The 19953-nt window shown below is 66.9% G+C and carries 18 protein-coding genes; 7 read left to right on the plus strand and 11 right to left on the minus strand.

Annotation, left to right across the window (positions count from 1 at the left end; genetic code table 11):
- Positions 1 to 24 precede the first annotated feature (24 nt).
- Positions 25 to 804: an SDR family oxidoreductase gene (locus tag C8J45_RS04685; protein ID WP_107962020.1), complete on the minus strand. Its 780-nt coding sequence runs from the start codon at positions 802 to 804 to the stop codon at positions 25 to 27.
- 76 nt (positions 805 to 880) lie between these two features.
- Positions 881 to 3166: a hypothetical protein gene (locus tag C8J45_RS04690; protein WP_258191281.1), complete on the minus strand. Its 2286-nt coding sequence runs from the start codon at positions 3164 to 3166 to the stop codon at positions 881 to 883.
- 103 nt (positions 3167 to 3269) lie between these two features.
- On the opposite strand from C8J45_RS04690, the gene C8J45_RS04695 reads away from it, so the two are divergent.
- From C8J45_RS04695 to C8J45_RS04710, 4 genes are all read left to right on the plus strand, one after another.
- Entirely contained in the window at positions 3270 to 3560 is a 291-nt protein-coding gene (locus C8J45_RS04695; protein WP_107962022.1) for an Hpt domain-containing protein, read from the plus strand.
- Between the two features lie 79 nt (positions 3561 to 3639).
- Positions 3640 to 4821, plus strand: a complete 1182-nt coding sequence (locus C8J45_RS04700) for a hypothetical protein (RefSeq protein WP_107962023.1) — start codon at positions 3640 to 3642, stop codon at positions 4819 to 4821.
- 35 nt (positions 4822 to 4856) lie between these two features.
- Positions 4857 to 5948: a DUF2336 domain-containing protein gene (locus C8J45_RS04705; protein WP_107962024.1), complete on the plus strand. Its 1092-nt coding sequence runs from the start codon at positions 4857 to 4859 to the stop codon at positions 5946 to 5948.
- A complete protein-coding gene (locus C8J45_RS04710; RefSeq protein WP_107962025.1) occupies positions 5945 to 7324 on the plus strand; it encodes a sensor histidine kinase KdpD in 1380 nt (459 codons plus the stop codon). Before C8J45_RS04705 ends, C8J45_RS04710 begins: the two co-directional genes overlap by 4 nt.
- Here the strand turns inward: C8J45_RS04710 and C8J45_RS04715 are convergent.
- Genes C8J45_RS04715 through gltX form a run of 3 tightly spaced genes read right to left on the minus strand, consistent with a single transcriptional unit; the run spans position 7298 to position 10240 of the window.
- Complete coding sequence (locus C8J45_RS04715) at positions 7298 to 7501, minus strand: hypothetical protein (protein WP_107962026.1); 204 nt, start codon at positions 7499 to 7501, stop codon at positions 7298 to 7300. The two genes, C8J45_RS04710 and C8J45_RS04715, sit on opposite strands and share 27 nt — an antisense overlap.
- Positions 7501 to 8784, minus strand: a complete 1284-nt coding sequence (locus C8J45_RS04720; RefSeq protein WP_107962027.1) for a citrate synthase — start codon at positions 8782 to 8784, stop codon at positions 7501 to 7503. The genes C8J45_RS04715 and C8J45_RS04720 overlap by 1 nt, the downstream gene beginning before the upstream one ends.
- 25 nt (positions 8785 to 8809) lie before the next feature.
- Positions 8810 to 10240, minus strand: a complete 1431-nt coding sequence (gltX, locus tag C8J45_RS04725; RefSeq protein ID WP_374956416.1) for a glutamate--tRNA ligase — start codon at positions 10238 to 10240, stop codon at positions 8810 to 8812.
- Between the two features lie 90 nt (positions 10241 to 10330).
- Between gltX and C8J45_RS04730 the strand changes: the two genes are divergently transcribed.
- Positions 10331 to 12523, plus strand: coding sequence for a ComEC/Rec2 family competence protein (locus tag C8J45_RS04730; protein WP_181321115.1), 2193 nt, complete (start codon positions 10331 to 10333; stop codon positions 12521 to 12523).
- A gap of 711 nt (positions 12524 to 13234) precedes the next feature.
- On the opposite strand, the gene lexA is transcribed toward C8J45_RS04730, so the two are convergent.
- Both lexA and glp read right to left on the minus strand, forming a co-directional pair.
- Positions 13235 to 13909 (minus strand): transcriptional repressor LexA, encoded by a 675-nt coding sequence (gene lexA / locus C8J45_RS04735; protein WP_107962028.1) that lies wholly within the window; start codon positions 13907 to 13909, stop codon positions 13235 to 13237.
- 68 nt (positions 13910 to 13977) lie between these two features.
- Entirely contained in the window at positions 13978 to 15159 is a 1182-nt protein-coding gene (glp, locus tag C8J45_RS04740; protein WP_107962029.1) for a gephyrin-like molybdotransferase Glp, read from the minus strand.
- Positions 15160 to 15715: 556 nt separating this feature from the next.
- On the opposite strand from glp, the gene C8J45_RS04745 reads away from it, so the two are divergent.
- Positions 15716 to 16405, plus strand: a complete 690-nt coding sequence (locus C8J45_RS04745) for an energy transducer TonB (protein WP_258191283.1) — start codon at positions 15716 to 15718, stop codon at positions 16403 to 16405.
- 91 nt (positions 16406 to 16496) lie between these two features.
- Here the strand turns inward: C8J45_RS04745 and moaC are convergent, their stop codons facing one another.
- The 4 genes from moaC to C8J45_RS04765 are packed head-to-tail and all read right to left on the minus strand — an operon-like array spanning position 16497 to position 19339.
- Positions 16497 to 16964: a cyclic pyranopterin monophosphate synthase MoaC gene (gene moaC, locus C8J45_RS04750; protein WP_107962030.1), complete on the minus strand. Its 468-nt coding sequence runs from the start codon at positions 16962 to 16964 to the stop codon at positions 16497 to 16499.
- On the minus strand, positions 16961 to 17752 hold the full coding sequence (gene trpC / locus C8J45_RS04755; RefSeq protein WP_107962031.1) for an indole-3-glycerol phosphate synthase TrpC: 792 nt from the start codon (positions 17750 to 17752) through the stop codon (positions 16961 to 16963). The genes moaC and trpC overlap by 4 nt, the downstream gene beginning before the upstream one ends.
- Before the next feature lies 1 nt (position 17753).
- Positions 17754 to 18746 (minus strand): anthranilate phosphoribosyltransferase, encoded by a 993-nt coding sequence (gene trpD, locus C8J45_RS04760; RefSeq protein ID WP_107962032.1) that lies wholly within the window; start codon positions 18744 to 18746, stop codon positions 17754 to 17756.
- Positions 18743 to 19339, minus strand: coding sequence for an aminodeoxychorismate/anthranilate synthase component II (locus C8J45_RS04765; protein WP_107962033.1), 597 nt, complete (start codon positions 19337 to 19339; stop codon positions 18743 to 18745). Before C8J45_RS04765 ends, trpD begins: the two co-directional genes overlap by 4 nt.
- Before the next feature lie 187 nt (positions 19340 to 19526).
- On the opposite strand from C8J45_RS04765, the gene C8J45_RS04770 reads away from it, so the two are divergent.
- Entirely contained in the window at positions 19527 to 19931 is a 405-nt protein-coding gene (locus tag C8J45_RS04770; RefSeq protein ID WP_107962034.1) for a hypothetical protein, read from the plus strand.
- Positions 19932 to 19953: the final 22 nt, after the last annotated feature.

Consider the following 19953-nt stretch of genomic DNA (forward strand, 5'->3'; position numbering starts at 1 on the left):
CGGGGGAGGATCAAAAGGTGAGCATCACCCCGGCGACGCGGCTGAGCCTGCCAGCAGACCGCCATCGATGTTGATCTCCGTCCCCGTAATATACGTCGCCTCGTCCGATGCGAGCATCACCGCGACCGCGGCCACCTCGTCCGGCATTCCGAACCGTTTCAACGGCGTGTCGGCCACCAGCGCCGCCATCCGCGCCTCCCGGTCCGCCCCATCCCCGAGCAGCGGCTCCCAGATCGGCGTCAGGATCGCCGCGGGATGCACCGAGTTGCAGCGGATCTTCCACCCCTGCTGTGCGCAATACAGCGCCACCGTCTTGCTGTGATTCCGGATCGCCGCCTTCGACGACGCATAGGCTGCAGCGAGGGGAATGCCGACCAGCCCCGACCGCGAAGAGATGTTGATGATCGAGCCCGAGCCCGCGGCTTTCATCGCACCAATCGCATAGCGGCAGCCGAGAAACGTACCGTCGAGGTTGACCGCATGAATCGCGCGCCAGTCCGACAAGGTCGCATGCTCGGGATCGTGCGCGACCATGCCGTGCTCGAAACCCGTCACGCCCGCGTTGTTTACGACGACGTCAGCCACCGGAACGACCGCCGCCAGACGCTGCCAATCCGCTTCTTCGCGGACGTCGAGCTTTTCAAACCGGCAGCCGATGGCCGCCGCAGTCTCGGCGCCGGCGGTTTCGTCGATATCGGTGAGGATGACGATCGCGCCCTCGGCATGGAAGCGCTCGGCAATCGCGCGGCCAATACCGCGCGCGGCGCCGGTAACGACGCAAATTTTGGTGTTTAGTCTGGGCATGTGAGCCTCGAAATATGAGTCCGGTCGGCGGATTGCTCCGTTATCGGTGACGTTGAATCATTTCGGGAGGTCGTTTTCAGCGCAGGCGCTCGATCGCCTGTGCCAGTGCCACGTACAGCTTGCCCATGTCGGACGACAGCAACGTGACCCCGAGCGGCGAGCCGTCGCGTTGCGTCAGGATCGTGCGGAGCATCGCTTCGAAGTCGTGGATGTAGCGGTTGACCATCTCGCGGAAGGTCTCGTCCTCGTCGTACAGGCCGGCGATCTCGCGGACTTCGCTGGCGTCCAGAATACGGACCGCGCGACGCGTGAAGACACCGCGGTCGCCCTTGAGGTACGCTCCCCAGGCACTGTCGGAGATTTCGGGTGCGATCGCCTTGGTGATGTCGATCGAGGCGGAGTTGAGCGATTCGATCAGCAGCGAGACGCGTCGCGCGAACGTGTCCTGATCGGCATCTTCGCGCTCGGTGCGGGCTTCTTGAAGCCGTGTTTCGACGATCGCTGTCTGATCGACGATCGCCTGGACTTCGCGCGCGAGGCGTTCGGTCGCGCCGGTGGCGGCATCGACCGCGGCGCTGGTGGCGTCGGTGAGCGCCTTGACCTGACGCTCCACCGTGTCGTTGGTGGCGCGGCGCATCGCGTCGGCGCTGGCGGCTTCGAGTGCGGCTGCGGCTTCGGGGATGACCTTCGACAGCGTCTCGCGCGCCTTGTCGGCGGCGACCGCGGCGGTCTCGCGCACGCGGTGGAGCGCCTCGATCAACTGCGGCGCGGCGTCTTCGGCAAAATGCTGCGTCCGGCCGATAGCTTCATCGACCATGTGACCGAGCGCATCGGCCTTCGCGCGGCCGGTGTTGAGCGTGTTGAGCAGGTCGGTCGAGAGTGTGTCGAGCACATGGCGCTGTTCGCCGATGACGCCGGCAATCGCCTCGATCGCGTCGTGCGTGCTCTCCGCGGCAGTGACGAGCGCGAGCAGTTCGGGGCGTGCCGAGACGACGATGCTCTTGCTGGCTAGAACTTGCGTATCGAGGCGACCCAGTGCTTCAGGCATGGTCTCATCGATCTCGCGCGCGGCCGCATCGAGTGCGACGAGCAGCGTCTCGGTCGTCGCGATCGTCCGGTGCGCCATGTCGTCGCCGGCCCGCAACGCTTCGGTCATCGCGTCGGCAGAGCCGCCGAGAGCGCTGATCGATGCCGCGAGGTCCTGCGTGCGCTCGGTGCCGTGGCGATGGAGCAGTTCGATCCGCGATTCGACTTCGCCGAGCCCGGTGTGGAGGTCGTCGACGATCCGGTCGCCGGCGCTGCGTTGCAGGTCGAGGCGGATGGCGACGCGTTCGATCGCGTCCTCGACGCTGGCAATCCGCTTGGCGAGCGCTTCCGCGCTGTCGCGGGCGGCGCTGTCGAGCGCGGCCTGGTTCGCGCCGACCATTGCCAGCATCGCGTCACCCTGCGCGGCGATGCCACGGCGCGAGTGATCGACCGCGTCGGCGGTGCGGTTGAGCAGCGCGTCGACCGCCGCGGACATGCCGTCGGTGACCGATTCGAGATGCGCGCCAGCGGTCTGGCTGGTCGCCTCCATCCGGACGATATGCGCGGCGAGACGCTGTGCCGCGCCGCTGGCCATCGCGTCGGCGTCGCGGCCGCGTTCGGCCAGCGCGACGATCTGCGCGTCGAGCGCTGCGGCGTGTTCGCTCGCCGACAGCCCGGTGCGCTCGAGGCGCTTGGCGACGTCGTCGATGTCGGCCTGCGCGCGGGGGAGGGTGGCGATCAGGACGCCGAGGCTGGTCTGCGCGCCGGCCGTCGAGGTCGCGAGGTTGCGCGCGTGCGCCGCGGCCTGGTCGATCTCGGACACCATGCCGCGACCGATCGCTGCGAGTTGCTCGGTCGCACCGCCGCCCATCGCCATCAGTGCGTTGAGCTGCTCGGCGAGGTGCTGGCGGTTGGCGTCGATCGTGTTCGAGAGTGCGGCGACGGTGCGTTCGAGGCTGGCAGCTTCGTCGCGCATCGCCTGCGCGGTGATACCGAACCGGTGCGCCTCGCTACGGCTGGTCCGCATCGCGAGTAGCCAGACGATGCCGATCAGCGCGGGGACGATGCAGAGCGCGGCGATGAACTGGACGAGCGCAATCGGCTCGATGGTTGCGAGCGATCCGCGCGCGAGCCAGAGCATCGCCGCGAGCCAGACCACCACGATGGCGACCGCGATACCTGCGTAGAGACGCCCACGTTCGGGCGCAGGCTCTTGATAAACCTCATCAAAGCGTGTTTCTAGGACGGTGTCGGACATGTCTTCTATCACCGGATCCATCACGATATCCGCGCGAATGGGATGGGCATTGCCTGCCGTCGCGCGAAACCCGATCATTGACGAACCCCCGTTCATGAGTGTCGGAGGTATCACGAAACGCAGGCAGACAAAATGCATAGTGCAAGCTTTGCTTAAGCATCCGTCCGGTAAGCAGGGCGGCATGGCGTATGATCCCGGAGCTATCGGTACGACGCTCGCGGCTGCGGTCGGCGACGATCCGGCGCTGATCGCCGATCTGCGTAGCGCGTTCGTCGAAAGTGCGGAGCGCGTGCTGACCGCGATGACGCTGGCGGTGGACGCAGAGGAGTGGCGGGCAGCGGCATGGCGACTGCGGGGATTGGCGGCGAGTTTCGGCGCCGTGCGACTGATGGCACTCGCGACGGAGGTCGCCGAAGACCCGCGTGATGCCGAGGGTCTGAAGAAACTTCGCCGAGCGATTTCCCGCCTGTAACGCGGTTCCGACCATATAGCGGGGCGGTTCGGCCGAACGCGGGCTTTGCAGGACGGCGCGTACCGCCTAACAGCCGCGCATGCTTGCCGGCCTATTATTTGCAATTCACGACGCCGACGATCGGCCCGATCGTCTGGCCGCGACGCTGCCGTTCAGTGGCGTCACGCTTATCGAATACCAGGCGCGGTTGCTGATCGCGGCCGGCGTGTCGCAGGTTATCGTCGTCGTCGCGCGGATGACCCCCGAACTGCTTGGCGCGATTAACCGCATCGGGCGGCGCGGCGTCAGCGTCGATACGGTGCGCTCCGCGACCGAAGCGGTCGAGAAACTTCATCCGCTGGCGCGCGTGCTGATGCTCGGCGACGGGCTGGTCACGACCGAGGCGATCGTAAAGGCGATGGCGACCGAGGAAGGCGATTGCCTGCTCGTCGTGCCCGAGAGCGATGCAGGTCCGGGGTTCGAGCGTGTCGGCGGGCAGATGGCATGGGCCGGCGTCGCGCGCCTCAGTTCGAGCCGGATCGCCGAAGTGGCCGCGTTGCCGCAGGATTACGATCTCCAGTCGTCGCTGTTGCGGCTCGCGGTGCAGTCGCGCGCGATCCATGTGCTGTTGCCGACCGACGCAGTGCGCGGCGGGCACGGGATCGAGCGTCAGGCACGGACGCTGGAGGAGCGTGGTCGCGCGGTGCTGATGACGATCGTGTCGGGACGGCGGGGCTGGTTCGACCGCTTCGTGCTCGCGCCGATCGCGCGACTGGCGTTGCCGCTGCTCGTCGATCGCGGCGCGGCAGGTACGACCGTCGGTGCGGCCGGGTTGGCACTGGGCGTCGCCGGGCTGGTGACGATCGGCTTCGGATTGTCGTCGGTCGGGCTTCTGGTCGCGTTGATCGGGTGCATCGCGTTGGCGCTGGGTTCGGTATTGAGCGGACTCCGCGACGAGGAGCCGATGGCGCATGGTCAGACGCTGGCAATCGCTGGAGTCGTTGCCGCCGCGATCCTCGTCTTCGCGTTCTTCGTCAGCGGTTACGCTGGCGAGAACACGGCCTTGGCGATTGGCACTGCGCTTGTCGCGATCGGTGGGCTCGCGGAGCGCGCCATCGTCGAACGCGAACGGCAGCTCTGGTGGGGCAGCCCCGCGGCCTATCTGCTGATCGTTGCCGTGTTTGCGCTGGTCGGTTTTCCGGTGTTTGGGCTGGGGCTGACGGCAGTGTATGCGACCGCGACGCTGGCGGCAGTAATCGAACGATTGCGTCGCACGCCTTAGGCGGACCTTAACGACCGGGGGCTAAGCACGGGATCATGTCGGTCGGCCCAACGATGCATGACGCTATGCCGTCCTACGATCCGGTGACGCGGGCGGAGACTGCACGCCTGCGGGCGGAAGCGCGGTTGGCGGGCACGATTGCCGACTTTTTCCTGGATGCGGACGCGCGGCTCGACGACCGGACGCGGCTGATGCTGGCGCATGTGCTCGGCGCGATCGTCGGTGCGATCGAGTGGGATATCCGGCGACATGCGGCGCGGCTGCTGGCGGGTGACGGGGCGATGCGCGCAGGCGAGGCGATCCTCAAGGCGGGGGCGGGGGGCGTCGTCGAACGCCTGACGCGCGCTGGATTGCTCCGTGACGAAGAGTTGATGGAGGAACTCATTGCCCGCGTCCGGCATGATCTGATCGCGGCATCGCTGCCCGTCGAGGTAGCCGAACCCAACGAGGCGAGCCTGCTGGTACGACTGGCAGGGGTGCCCGACAGCATCGTGGCGTCGGCGGCGTCTGCGTTGCTGGCGGCGGAAAGCCGACGGCGGGTCGCGAACGAACTGGGATCGGCAGGCGGGAGCGAACTGCCGGCCGAGCTGCACCACCGGCTGGTCTGGTGGGTCGCGGCGGCGATCCGCGATGGTTTGAAGTCCACACGCGAGAGCGACCGGGCGATCACCGATGCGGCCGAGCGCAGCCTTGCCGCGCATGACGAAGGCGAGCGGCCCGACGCGGTCGCCATGCGGCTGGCCAAGGCGCTGGACGCGCGCCCCAATGAATTGGCCGCCGTCCTGGTCGAATCGATCGGCGACCGGCGGCTGTCGCTGTTCGTCGCGGTCCTCGCGCATGCGCTCGGCATCGCGTTCGATCAGGCGCGATCGATCACGCTCGAGCCGGATGGCGATCGGCTGTGGCTGGCGTTGCGTGCGCTCGACATGGATCGACCGACGATCGCCAGGATCGGGCTGGCGCTGTCCGAAGCCGATCCGCGGCGCGATATCGAGGCATTTGCCGATACGCTGGATGCGATCGTATCGATCGGCGTCGAGGATGCGCGGGCGTCGATCGCACCGTTGGCACTGAACCGCGATTTTCGGATGGCGTTGCGCGCGCTGGCGCGTACGGATCGGCGATGAGCGTGTTCGACCCTTCGATCGAAAGTCCGATTGCGCATGCGATCGTCGCACCCGACGGTTCGCTGTCGTTCGCTGACCCGGCGCTGATCGCACTCAACCAGCGCGCGGGCGGGATGCGCGGCGCGCCGCTGGCGGTGCCACAACTCGCAACGATCGCGCGGCTGGCACGGCGGCTCGGGATCGTCGTGTCGCGCGGCGTGGTGGTCGCGGATGACGAGACCGACGTCGACCTCTGGGTGCGCGCGCAACCCGACGGCGAGAATGTGCGGCTGACGGTCAGCGGCTGGCGCGAGATCGCCGCGTGGCGTCCGACCCGCCCTGCACCCGACGCGCAGAATGATTTCCTCGGCAGCGATACCGACTGGCGATGGGAGACCGATTCCGCGCTGCGGCTGACGTTCGTGACGCTCGACGCGGGGCCGAAGCATGGCTTCGACGCCTTCGCGTTGCTCGGCCAGCCGCTGACCGCGATGTTTGCGCTCGATGCCGGCACCGACGGGACGTTGCCGATCCTCGATTCGCTCGCCCGGCGGCGTGCCATGGCGGCGCAACCGGCCAGGTTACGGAGCTCGGGACGTGCGGTAACGCTGACTGCGAACGTGCGTCACGATGCTTCGGGCGATTTCGCCGGGTTCGTCGGCGTCGCGCGGATGGTTGTCGAGGACGTCGCGCCGTCCGCTGAAACCGCAACGCTGTCGCCGACCTTCACGAGTGGGCTCGACAAGGCGTTGCGGATTCCGCTCGCGCGGATCGTCGCCAACGCCGACAGCATCAACGCGCAGGCCGATGGCCCGGTGCAGCATGATTATGCCGACTACGCCGCGGATATCGCCAGCGCGGGGCGGCATCTGCTTGAACTGGTCGACGACCTCGTTGATCTCCAGGCGGTCGAGCGTCCGGACTTCGCGCTGGCACCCGAGCCGATCGACCTCGCCGACGTCGCCCGCCGCGCCGCGGGTCTGCTGACTGTACGCGCGAGCAATGCCGAGGTGACGATCGTTCGGCCGGCGATGGACGCACGCGTGCCGGCACTCGGTGATTTCCGGCGTGTGCTCCAGATCCTGGTCAATCTCGTCGGCAATGCGGTGCGTTATTCGCCCGCGGGGTCGCATGTCACGGTGTCGGTGGAGCGGTCCGAGACGCAGGCGATCGTCGTCGTCGCGGATCAGGGCAAGGGCGTCGCACCCAAGGATCAGATCCGGATTTTCGAGAAGTTCGAGCGGGTCGATCCGTCGGAGGCCGGCGGCAACGGGCTTGGCCTGTACATAGCACGGCGCTTGGCGCGGGCGATGCAGGGCGATCTCATGATCGAAAGCGCGCCCGGCGAAGGCGCGCGGTTCGTCTTGACCCTACCGGCGGATCCGGCGCGCCACTAGGATCAGCGCGAGGCCGAACGCGGCGAGGAATGCGCCGCGATCCGCCCATGGCCGCTGGTCGAGCATGAAGCTCGACTGCGGCCAATGGACGTATCCGAGCCCCTGGCCGATCCAGAGCAGACCCATCAGCGCGCTGAGCACGCCGACGATCATCAGGATCGGCCGGAGCGTCTTCATCAGCGTGATGCCATCGGGACGTAGTCACGCGCGGTCGGGCCGCTGTAGAGCTGGCGCGGACGGCCGATCTTCTGGTCGGGATCGGTGATCATCTCGTTCCACTGCGCGACCCAGCCGACGGTGCGGGCGAGCGCGAAGAGGACGGTGAACATCGAGGTCGGGAAGCCGATCGCCGACAGGATCACGCCCGAATAGAAGTCGACGTTCGGGAACAGCTTTTTCTCGATGAAGTACGGATCGCTGAGCGCCAGACGCTCGAGCTCGATTGCGACGTCGAACACAGGGTCGGTGACGCCAAGCTCGCCGAGCACTTCCTTGACGGTCGTCTGCATGACGGCCGCGCGCGGATCGTAGTTCTTGTAGACGCGGTGACCGAAGCCCATCAGGCGGAACGGATCGTTCTTGTCCTTGGCGCGGGCGATATACTCGGGGATGCGGTCGACGGTGCCGATCTCATGCAGCATGTTGAGCGCAGCTTCGTTCGCGCCGCCGTGCGCGGGGCCCCACAGGCAGGCGATGCCGGCGGCGATGCACGCGAACGGGTTGGCGCCCGACGAACCGGCGAGACGGACGGTCGAGGTCGACGCGTTCTGCTCGTGATCGGCGTGGAGGATGAAGATGCGGTCCATCGCCTTTTCGACGATCGGGTTCACGACGTACTTCTCGGCCGGCACGCCGAACGTCATCTTCAGGAAATTGCCGGTGTAGCTCAGCGTGTTGTCCGGATAGACGAACGGCTGGCCGACGCTGTACTTGTACGCCATCGCGGCGATCGTCGGCATCTTGGCGATCAGGCGGTGCGACGCGATGACGCGCTGTGCCGGATCGTGGATGTCGGTCGAATCGTGATAGAACGCCGACAGCGCGCCGACGACACCGCACAGGATCGCCATCGGATGCGCGTCGCGGCGGAAGCCACGGAAGAACTGCGCGAGCTGCTCGTGCACCATCGTGTGGCGCGTGATCGTGTTCGAAAAGTTCGCCAGCTCGTCTTCGCTCGGCAGTTCGCCGTTGAGAAGCAGATAGGCGACTTCCATGAAGTTCGACTGTTCGGCCAGCTCGCCGATCGTGTAGCCGCGGTGCAGCAGCGTGCCCGCGTCACCATCGATGTAGGTCAGCTTCGACTGGCACGACGCCGTCGAGGTGAAGCCCGGATCATAGGTGAAATTGTCCGTCTGCGCGTACAGCTTGCGGATATCGATGACATCGGGTCCGACCGTACCGGACATCACCGGATACTGGAAATCCTTGCCGTCGACCTTGAGGGTTGCGGTCTCGCTCATGCTTGTATCCTTCCTCGAAATCTTATCAGCTAGCCATCCGGTCGGCGATCCGTCCCAGGCTCTCGTCGCGCCCGAGCAGGTCGAGCACGTCGAAGATCCCCGGCGACGTCTTGCGTCCCGTCAGCGCGGCGCGAAGCGGCTGTGCGACCTGGCCGAGCTTGACGCCCCGCGCTTCGGCCACGCGCCGTACCGCGCCTTCGAGCGCCTCCGTATCCCACTCGGCGAGCGCGTCAAGTTCGGCATGCGCGTTCGCCAAAATGACACTCGCTTCACCTTGCAAAAGGCTCGCTGCGGCGTCATCCATTGCCAATGGGCGCTGGCTGAACAGGAAATTCGATCCCTCGGCCAGCTCGTTCAGGTTCGCGGCACGGGGCTTGAGGACCGGCATCGCGCGCGTGAGCAGGTCCAGTCCGCCGGTCGGCAGATCGTGGCCGAGACGATCCGCCGCGAGTTGCGCAAGGCGCGCGTCGTCGGCTTCGCGGATGTAATGGCCATTGAGGTTCTCGAGCTTCTTCAGGTCGAAGCGTGACGGCGACTTGCCGACGCCCGACAGGTCGAACCACTCGACTGCCTGCTCGCGGCTGATGATCTCGTCGTCGCCGTGACCCCAGCCGAGCCGGAGCAGGTAATTGTCGAACGCCTCGGGCAGGATGCCCATCTCGTCGCGGTAGGCCTCGATGCCCACCGCGCCGTGACGCTTCGACAGCTTGGCGCCGTCGGGGCCGTGGATCAGCGGGATATGCGCGTAGATCGGCTCGGGCCAGCCCATCGCGCGGTAGATCGGCAACTGGCGGAACGCGTTGTTGAGGTGATCGTCGCCGCGGATGACGTGCGTCACGCCCATGTCGTGATCGTCGACGACGACCGCGAGCATGTAGGTCGGCGTGCCGTCCGAGCGGAGCAGGACGAGGTCGTCGATCTCTTCGTTCTTGACCGTGACGGCGCCTTGCACGCGGTCCTCGATCGTGACGGCGCCTTCCTGCGGCGCACGCAGGCGGACGACATGGGGAAGGTTCGGCGCTTCGCTCTCGGGGCGGTCGCGCCAGGGGCTGCGGATGCGGAGCGGCTTCTTCGCGGCCTGTGCTTCGGCACGCATCACGGCGATTTCTTCCGCGGTCATGTAGCAGCGATAGGCGTGGCCGTTCGCGACCATTTCGTGCGCGACCTGCGCGTGACGCTCGGCGCCGGCGAACTGCATGACGACGTCGCCGTCCCAGTCGAGTCCGAGCCAGCGCATCCCGTCGATGATCGCGTCGATCGCCGGCTGGGTCGAGCGGACCCGGTCGGTATCCTCGATCCGCAGCAGGAATTTACCCCCGTTCGCCTTTGCGAACAGCCAGTTGAACAGCGCGGTGCGCGCGCCGCCTAGATGCAGGAACCCCGTCGGCGACGGAGCGAAACGGGTAACCACGGGTGCGGCCGAATTGGCGGTGCCCGTATCAGATATTGCGCCCAACCGCGGGTGCTCCCAGACTGTAAGAACGATGGAGAAACGATGGCCATGACAGCCGTCGCCGCCCCTAGCATGCGTCCTTGGCGGCGACAAATGGGCGTGCCGCGATGGGGGGCTGTCGTCGGGCTGGCCGTCGTCGAGCTTGCCGTGGAACGCTGGCTCGAGGCGGAGCGCGACCAGCTGGTCTTGTGGTTGCCGGTGATGCTGGGCGGCGGGATCGCGCTGTGGTTCGCGCTGCCGGATCCGGCTGCTTGGTGCGTAGCGATTTTGTTGCTGATGGCGAGTGGGCTGGCGTGTTTGGCGGTGGGGCAGGGCGGGCGTGCCGCGCGGTCGCTGGCGATCGGGTTGCTGACGGCGGCGTTGGGCTTGGGTCTCATCTGGGCGCGATCGGAGTCGGTGGCCCGGCCGGTGTTGGGCGGACCGACGATCGCGAGCTTCTCTGCAAAGGTCGAGGCGATCGAACCGCTGGTGGCGCGCAAGCTGGTCCGGCTGACGCTGCTGCCGATCGGGAAGGGCGCCCAGACCGACGGGCAACCGGTTGCCCTGCCATACCGCGTCCGCGTTAATCTGGCGGAAGCGGATGCGCCGAAGCAGCTGGGAACGGGAGCGGTCGTGCATCTGCGGGCGCGGCTGATGCCGCCGCCGCTGCCCGCGGTTCCGGGCGCCTACGATTTCGCCCGAGTTGCTTGGTTCGGCGGGATCGGAGCGACAGGAAGAGGTTTCGCACCGGTGGTTGTGACGACGCCGAGCGAGTCGGGAGCCGGCATCCGCGTCGCGCTGTCGCGCCATATTGTCTCGCGACTGAATGGCAGCGCGGGCGGGATCGCCGCCGCACTAGCCACCGGCGACGTCGGCACGATTAGCGAGGAGGACTCGGAGGCGATGCGCCGCGCTGGGCTCGCGCATCTGCTGTCGGTGAGCGGATTGCATATTACGGCTGCGGTAGCCGCGACGATGTTGATCGTGCTGCGGCTGCTGGCGCTGAGTCCTTGGTTGGCGCTGCACGCCCGCTTGCCGTTGATCGCTGCGTTGGCGGGCGCAGCTGCGGCAATCGGCTATACGTTGCTGACTGGAAGCCAGGTTCCGACGATCCGGTCGTGCGTCGCCGCGCTGCTCGTGTTGGCGGCGCTGGCGCTGGGGCGCGAGGCGATGACCTTGCGCCTCGTCGCGGCAGGCGCGGCGTGCGTCATGCTCGTCCTTCCCGAATCGGCGGCGGGGCCGAGCTTTCAACTCTCGTTTGCGGCGATAACTGCGATCATGGCGCTGCACGAGCACCCTTCCGTTCGCGCGTTTTTCGGGCCCCATGAGGAGGGGCGACCGCGCCGGCTCGCTCGCGGGGTAGCATCACTGTTACTCACCGGCCTGCTCGTCGAGTTCGCACTCATGCCGATCGCGGTCTATCATTTCCATAAGGCCGGGCTTTACGGCGCCTTCGCCAACATCATCGCGATTCCCCTGACGACCTTCGTGGTTATGCCACTGGAGGCTTTGGCGTTGCTACTCGATGCCGGCGGGCTGGGGGCGCCGATATGGTGGCTGGTCCAACGGTCGCTCGATACGCTGCTGTGGCTCGCGCATATCGTTGCAAGCGCGCCAGGCTCGGTGCGGTCCTTGCCCGCGATGCCGACGGCGGCGTTCGCGCTGATGATCGTCGGTGGCATATGGATCGCCTTGTGGCGAACGCGGTGGCGACGGCTCGGGCTGGTCCCGCTGGTGATCGGCGCGATCTGGGCGCTGACGACGCCGGCCCCGGATGTTCTCGTCACCGGTGACGGGCGCCATGTCGCGGTGCGCACGGGCGCGGGGCTCGCAATGCTGCGGGATAAGGCCGGCGACTATACGCGGGACATGCTGGCGGAGAACGGCGGCGTGGATGGCGAACCGCTGCTGCTGGCGGACCAACCCGACGCGCGGTGCAGTCGCGATCTGTGCGTCACCGATATCGCCGCACGGGGACGGATGTGGCGGGTCCTTGCGACGCGCAGCGCCTATATGGTCCCGATCGCCGAGCTGATCACCGCCTGTCGGAGCGCCGACGTTGTTGTCAGCGAACGCGGTCTGCCGAAGCGGTGCGTACCGCGGTGGCTGAAACTGGATCGTCGTGTACTCCGGCGTACGGGCGGCGTCTCGCTGACCTTGGGGGCGGGGACGGTCGTGACGATACTGAACGCGGGCGACCGCCACCCTTGGCGCGACCCGCCAATCCTCGAACGCACCCCATTCAAGCCGCAGCAGGGCGGGTTTCGGGGTTCAGCATCGGCGTTTCGAGTAAATGGGAAACGCTGACGCGTAAAATTGATCACGCGAAGGCGCGAAGGCGGCATGATCCAATAAACCGCGGCCATTTCAACAAACGAGAGCGTCATGTCGGATTCCTCTGTGCCCGGGAAGGACGGTAGGCTGGTCCAGACACAACAGCTTCGCCCTTTTGCGCTTTTGCGTGAACACAATCATCCGTAGCCGCAGGAGATTGTAGTTAGATGAATGTTCACGCGGAGACGCGGAGACGCGGAGAAGTTTTGCAGGGCAGAGTAAATTTGGCGGGCGGTTGTCTGGGTCTCATTCCGAAGGCATTTGGAACAGCGGCGTTCTTCTCGGAGCGGAACACCTCTGCGTCTCTGCGCCTCTGCGCGAACCAATCTTCTGTTGCGCCGAGGGTTGTCGACAAGATGTTCGCGCAGACGCGCGGAGGCGCAGAGATTATAGATTTGGGCCGCGAGCGCCGTTTTGTAATGAAATGTGGAATCGTCTTCCGAATGCCATGCCGCATCGAAAATAGACGTCCACGCGGCTCACGGCATTGTGTAAAGACTGCATCAAAACGCTTGCGGTATCTTCAACGCTCTTGCGCAAGTTGCCGGGCCTGTTGAACAATTCTATTGCCCGGTAACCGATGCAACGAGGAATCCGTCCTGCCGATCGGCATTCTGCGTCGCCGGTGCGACCGGAGAACGAGGCCGACGGGCCGGGCGACCACGCCGGTCGGCCCTACGCGGGTCAGTCGTAGCGGCGGAGGATGCCGGAGAGTTTGCCCTGCACGCGGACTTGGGCGGGGGCGTAGCGTTGGGGGTCGTAGGCTCGGTTTGCCGGGTCGAGGCGGACCATGGCGCCTTCGCGGCGGAAGTATTTTAGGGTGGCTTCGCTGTCCTCGATCAGCGCCACGACGATTTCACCGTCTCGCGCCGTTTCGGTGCGGCGGATCAGGGCGTAGTCGCCGTCCAGGATACCGGCTTCGACCATCGAGTCGCCCGAGACTTCTAAGGCATAGTGTTCGCCGGTGCCCAGCAGCGCGGCGGGGACGGCTAGCATGGTGCTGCCTTCGAACGCTTCGATCGGGACGCCGGCGGCGATGCGGCCGTGCAACGGAATCTCGATGACGTCGTTGGCCGGTTGCGGCGTCGCGGCGGCGGGGGCTGCCTTGACGTTCGACTGCTTGGACGGGGTCTTCTTTTCCGGGCGCTCGGGCATGCGCAGCACTTCGAGCGCGCGCGCGCGGTTGGGCAGGCGGCGGATGAAGTTGCGCTCCTCAAGCGCGCTGATCAGACGGTGGACGCCCGACTTCGACTTGAGGTCGAGTGCGTCCTTCATCTCCTCGAACGACGGCGAGACGCCGGTATCGTTGAGGCGATCGTTGATGAAGCAGACGAGTTCGTGCTGCTTGCGCGTGAGCATGGCGGTTCTCCGTCCGGAACAGACTGGGAACTTCTATGGAACATAATTAACGCCGTCAAGCGCTCGCTTCACGCGATCACTAGGATTTCCGCCGATTCGCCTGTCTTTGCGACGGGGGCGTTGCCGGGGCGGACGATCAGGCAGGTAGAGCGGGCCAGTGTCAGGAGCATCGAACTGTCCTGGATCGTCGAGGCATAGGCTTTGCCGTCGCGCAGTTCGGCGCGGAGATAGTCGGTGCGGGCGTTGTTGGCGGGCAGGTCTTCGCCGAGCAGCGCGTGGGTCGACTGGGGGAGCGGGTCGCTTGCGCCAGCCATGTGCGCGACAACCGGTTTCACGAACAACATCGCGGTGACGAACGCGGAGACCGGGTTGCCGGGGAGGCCGAGCACCATCATCTCGCCGATCCGGCCGGCCATCATCGGCTTGCCGGGGCGCAGCGCGATCCGCCAGAAATCGATGGTGCCGCCAGCGGCTTCGATCGCCGGGCGGACGAGGTCGTGATCGCCGACCGACGCGCCGCCGGTGGTGACGAGCAGGTCTGCCTGCACGCTGGCGAAGGCTTCGCGGAGGATTTCGAGATTGTCGGGCAGGATGCCGAGGTCGATGATGTCGACGGGCATGTCGGCGAGCATTGCGGCGAGCATGATGCCGTTCGATTCGGGGAGCGCGACGCCGTCGGTGGTCGAGCCGGGGGGGACGAGTTCGTCGCCGGTGGCGGCGACGGCGACGCGGACGCGGCGGTTGACGGTGAGGCTGCCGTGGCCGCCAGTCGCGGCGACGGCGATGCGTGCGGGACTGAGGCGGTCGCCGGCGGCGATCAGGCGGGTGCCGGTGGAGAAGTCGAGGCCCTTGCGGCGGGTGTTGCGGCCGAGCGTCGGGGGGCCTTCGCCGGCCAAAATCAGGGTTGCGCCGTCTCGCTCGGCCTCTTCCTGGACCATGACGGTGTCGGCGCCTTCGGGCATTGCGGCGCCGGTGAAGATGCGGGTGGCTTCTCTTGGGCCGACCTTGCCGGTGAAGGGCCGGCCGGCGGCGCTTTCGCCGATGACTTTCCAGGGGCCGGGGAGGTCTTCGAAGCGGATCGCGTAGCCGTCCATGGCGGACAGGTCGGCGGCGGGTTGCGTGCGGCGGGCGAGGATGTCCTCGGCGGCCCAGCGGCCGGCGGCTTCGCGCAACGTCACGGTCCCGTGGCCGACGCGGGGGGCCATGGCGAAGAGGCGGGACTGGGCTTCGGCGACGGGGACTAGGGTCATGCTAAGGCTCTGTTTTTGGGCGGTTCTGAAAAGTGAAGTATAGAAAGTGTAGACGCTGGGAGCGGTTTGGCGGTGGGCGCTTCGGGCGGGGCGTTGGGGGAGAAGCGCGGGGTGCGGGGGTATGTTCCGTCGCTTTGCCATGGGTTTGGTGTGTAGGACAGGTGTTGTTGGCCGGGAGTGCGACGGCAGGGCGGTCTTTGTGACTGACTTGACTGCGTTAGATCGAACGTCGCTCCCACCTCCTTGTTCTCCCGCGAAGGCGGGAGCCCAGTCTGGGTCCCCGCCTTCGCGGGGAAACAAGGGTTGGGCGGAACGGTTGCCCTCTAATACTGTGGCCTTCCCAACTGGGCCCCGGCCTTCGCCGGGGTGGTGTTTTGATTTGGTCGCGGGCTTCTCCGGCGGTGACTGCCAGTGCGGATGGGTCCTCGATAGCGTTCCTCGACCGTTGGCCAGCGCGGGTTCATCCGGTGCGGGGCTTTGTTTGGGGGGAAAGAGACACCAGATCAGCATGATGACACGTAATCGGCCTCGGGCGAGAGACAGGATCGGGGCGGCGGTGGGTGCTGTCCTGTTGCCGGGGGTGCTGGGCTATGCGCTGCTCAATGGGCTGGTGGTGCCGATGCCGGCGGCGGTGAGCGATGCGTTGAAGGTGTTCGATGCGGCGCCGCCTCCGCCACCGCCGCCTGAGGAGAAGGTGCGGCCTCGGCCTTCGCCTAGCCGCAAGCCGGAAGGGGCTGCGTCGCCGCCTAATTTGAAGTCGAAGGCTACCGAGGTGGTGGCGCCGCCTGTGGTGCCGGTCGTTATCCCGCCGCCTGTCGTCGTTGCGGAGAAGGCTGGGGTGGGGACGCAGGCTACGGCGGGGGCTTCGGATGTGCGCGGGCCGGGAACGGGGAGTGGCGGAGTCGGGAATGGCACCGGGAGTGGGGGATATGGCGACGGCGACGGCGGCGGGGGCGAGGAGACGCCGCCGGAGTGGCGTAGCGGGCGGTTGAGGGATTCGGATTATCCGCGGGAGGCCGCCGAGACCGGGATTCGGGGGCGGGTGTTTGTGCGGTACCTGGTCGAAACCAATGGGCGGGTGTCGGGGTGCCGCGTGACTCGGTCGAGCGGAAGCCGGGTCCTGGATACTCTGACGTGCCGGCTGATCGAGCAGCGGTTTCGGTATGATCCGTCGCTCGATGCTGCGGGCCGGCCGGTCGAGTCTACGATCGTGGAAAGCCACGACTGGTCGATGGATGGGGATTGAAGTCCCAGGCTAGGAGCGTTCTGCTTGGCTTGCCCTCACCCTCGCCGCCTATGGCGTCTATCCCTCTCCCCTTTGGGGAGAGGGTTTTCTTTTAGGCGGTCCAGTTGCCGGATTTGCCGCCGGACTTGGCGCGGACGCGGATGTCGCTGAGGACCATCGTCTTGTCGATCGCTTTCGCCATGTCGTAGATCGTCAGGAGCGTGACCGTGGCAGCGGTGAGCGCCTCCATCTCGACGCCGGTCTTGCCTTCGGTCGAGGCGGTGGCGGTGGCGGTTACGCCGGTTTCGTCGACGACCAGATCGATCTCCACCTTCGTCAGCGGGAGCGGGTGGCAGAGGGGGATGAGGTCGCTGGTGCGCTTGGCGGCCATGATGCCGGCGACGCGCGCGACGGCCAGGACGTCGCCCTTTTTCGCGGTGCCGGCGCCGATCGCCGCGGCGGCTTCGGCGGACATGGTGATGCGGCCGGAGGCGATGGCTTCGCGGGCGGTCACCGCCTTGCCGCCGACGTCGACCATTCTTGCCGAGCCGGCTTCGTCGATGTGGGTCAGGCCGGTCACCCGACGAGCGCCCGGGTAGCGGCTTCGACGTCGGCCTGGCGCATGAGCGCTTCGCCGATCAGGAAGCAGTGGATGTCGTGCGAGGCCATCGCGTCGAGCTCTGCGCGCGTCGTGAGGCCGCTTTCAGCGACGAAGGTGCAGTCCTTGGGCGCCTTGCCGACGAGGTCGTAGGTGCGCTGGAAATCGACCGAGAAGTCGCGCAGGTCGCGGTTGTTGACGCCAATCAGGCGCGACTTGAGCCTCAGTGCGCGCTCCATCTCGTGCGCGTCGTGGACCTCGACCAGCACGTCCATGCCGCATTCGAGCGCGGAGGCTTCGATCTCGGCCATCTGGATGTCGTCGAGCGCGGCGACGATGATGAGGATGCAGTCGGCACCGATCGCGCGTGCCTCGGTCGACTGCCACGGATCGACCATGAAGTCCTTTCGCAGGACGGGGATCGAGACGGCGTCCCGCGCGGCGGTGAGGTATGCGTCGGAGCCCTGGAACCACTTTTCGTCGGTCAGCACCGAGAGGCACGCGGCGCCACCGGCTTCATAGGCGCGGGCGTGCGCGACGGGGTCGAAGTCGGTGCGGATCAGGCCTTTCGAGGGGCTCGCTTTCTTCACCTCGGCGACCAGCGCGTAGCCGGTCTTCGCGGCGCCCTTTTTTGCATCAAGCGCGGCGCGGAAGCCACGCGGCTTCGACATGCGGGCGATGCCGGCGTCGATGTCGGCGAGCGATGTGGTTGCCTTGCGCGCGGCAACTTCGGCGCGCTTGGTCTCGAGGATACGGTCGAGCATGGTCATGTCAGTAGGCGATCCAGCGGGCGAGCAGCGCGTCGGCGCTGCCGGTGTCGAGGGCGGCGGCGGCCTTGGCCGCGCCGTCGACAAGAGTGGGGACGGTGCCGGCGACCATCAAGGCGGCGGCGGCGTTGAGCAGGACGGCGTCGCGGTAGGCGCCGGCCTCGCCTTTCAGCAGGCGGCGGAGTGCGTCGGCGTTGTGGTGAGCGTCGCCGCCGCGGATGTCGGTGATCGCGTGGCGCGTGAGGCCGGCGTCTTCGGGGGCGACTTTGCCCTGCAGCGTAACGCTGCCGACCGAGGCGACGATGCTGGGGCCGGCGCCCGACAGCTCGTCGAGGCCTTCTTCGCCCGAGACGACGAGCGCAGCTTCGGTGCCGAGCTGTTCGAGTGCTTCGGCGTAGAGCGACACATAGTCGGGGCGGGCGATGCCGATGAGCTGGCGGGTGGTGCCGGCCGGGTTGGCGAGCGGGCCCATCAGGTTGAAGATCGTCCGCTTGCCGATGCGTTGGCGGATTGGGGTGATGCGCTTCATCGCCGGGTGGTGATTGGCGGCGAACAGGAAGGCGATGCCGATCTCGTTGAGGCTGGCCTCCGCGGTGGCGCCGGCGCGGTCCATGTCGAGGCCGAGGACTTCCAGCGTGTCGGCGGCGCCGGCCTTGCTCGAGGCGGCACGGTTGCCGTGCTTGGCGACGGGGACGCCGGTTGCCGCGACGACTAGCGCGACGGCGGTCGAGACGTTCAAGGTGTGGTGGCCGTCGCCGCCGGTGCCGCAGACGTCGATCGCGCCGGCGGGGGCGTCGATCGGGATCATCCGGTTGCGGAGTGCGCGCGCGGCTTCGGCGATCTCGATGCTGGTTTCGCCGCGGGTCGCGAGGTCGGTGAGGAAGGTGGCGATCGCGTCGTCGCTCGCGCGGGCGTCGAGGATGTCGGCGAACGCTTCTCGGGCGGATTCGCGCGAGAGGGGGGAGCTGGGGTCTGGGAGAACGGTGGTCGTGGTCACAGCTCCAGGCCTTCGCGCGGTTTCACCGGGATACCGGCCATCTTGAGGAAGTTGGCCAGCATCGCGTGGCCGTGTTCGGTCGCGATGCTTTCCGGGTGAAACTGGACGCCGTGGATCGGCAGCGTCTTGTGGCGGAAGCCCATGACCGTGCCGTCCTGCGCGGTCGCGTTGACGACCAGCGTGTCGGGAACCGCGTTGACGATCAGCGAGTGATAGCGTGTGGCGATGAACGGCGAGGGCAGCCCGGCGTACAGCCCGGTATCGTCGTGGACGACGGGTGAGGTCTTGCCGTGCATCAAGCCACCGCGCTCGACCTTGCCGCCGAAATGCTGGCCGATCGCCTGGTGGCCGAGGCACACGCCTAGCAGCGGCTTGCCGGCGTCCGCGCATGCGGCGACCAAGTCGAGGCTTACGCCCGCCTCGGTCGGCGTGCAGGGGCCGGGGGAAATGAGGAACGCGTCCGCGCCCGACGACAGAGCCTGCCCGGCGGAGATCGCATCGTTGCGGACGACTTCGACCTCGGTACCAAGCTCCATCAGATAATGGACGAGGTTCCAGGTGAAGCTGTCGTAATTGTCGACGACGAGGATCATGGCGCCGCCATAGCCGATGCGTCACGCCGCGCAACGGTGTTGCCGCAAACCGAGGCCGTTGGACGGGCGGTCGCAATTCTGTCGTGTTGCAGTCGCGAGAGCGGAGCACCGCTCCTATATGAGCACTATCATTCAGGGCGGAGCAATGCCGCGTGCTGGACGTTATCCTTTCAAAGGAGCTTAACCGATGTTTCGTACCGCCGTCCTCGCTGCACTGATCGCACTTCCCGCCATGGCCTCGGCGCAGGACGCACAAGTCGACACGCCGCCGCAGCGTATTCGCAGCGTGACGCTGACCGGCGACCAGAAATGTCCGAAGTCGAGCGGTGGCGAGATCGTCGTGTGCTCGACGCTCGACCAGCCTTATCGCATCCCGAAATCGTTGCGCGACGACAAGCCGGTCGCGGCGCAGAACCAGAGCTGGGTCAACCGCGCGGCGACGATGGATCAGGTCGGGCGCGTGGCTGGCGGATTGCCGGATACGTGTTCGGCGGTCGGCACGGGTGGCCAGTCGGGCTGCTTCATGCAGCGCAACCAGGCGTATGCTGCGGAGCGTCGGGCGTCGGCTACCGAGTCGAACACGCAGCCGTAAGTTTGTCGTTCTCCGGTGAAGG

The sequence above is a fragment of the Sphingomonas sp. PP-CE-3G-477 genome, assembly GCF_003050745.1.
GTDB lineage: Bacteria > Pseudomonadota > Alphaproteobacteria > Sphingomonadales > Sphingomonadaceae > Sphingomonas.